Raw genomic sequence first — 401 nt, forward strand, 5'->3', positions numbered from 1 at the left:
GCCTGCGCGGCCGGAAAGCTGATCCGCCGCGCGGGCTACGAGCCCTCTCCCTCCCGGCTTCGCGCGCGTGCGGCCGGGAAGTAGGCGTAGAAGGTGGCGCGGCTCACGCCCAGCCTCCGGGCCACCTGCGCCACCGGGATGGCGGCGTCGCGGAGCATGGCCCGCGCCACGGCCAGATCCTCCTCTGAGAGCTTGCGCCGGCGCCCGCCCTTGCGCCCGCGGGCGGCGGCGGCGCGCAGGCCCTCCAGCGTCCGCTCGCGGTTGAGGTCGAGGAAGTACTCGGCAAGGGTGCCGAGGAAGTTGAACATGAGCCGCCCCGTGGGCGTCTCGCTGTCCACCGCCTCGGTGAGGGAGCGCAGCTTGACGCCCTGGGCCTGGAGCCTGTGGGCGGTGTCGAGCAT

At 74.3% G+C, this 401-nt stretch carries 1 protein-coding gene; it reads right to left on the reverse strand.

Features of this window, described 5'->3' with window-relative positions; genetic code table 11:
• Nucleotides 1-35 precede the first annotated feature (35 nt).
• Nucleotides 36-401 (reverse strand): recombinase family protein (locus I6F37_RS43085; protein ID WP_225154843.1); only part of this gene is annotated, 366 nt, incomplete at its 5' end.

The sequence above is a fragment of the Bradyrhizobium sp. NBAIM08 genome, assembly GCF_020193935.1.
GTDB lineage: Bacteria > Pseudomonadota > Alphaproteobacteria > Rhizobiales > Xanthobacteraceae > Bradyrhizobium > Bradyrhizobium yuanmingense.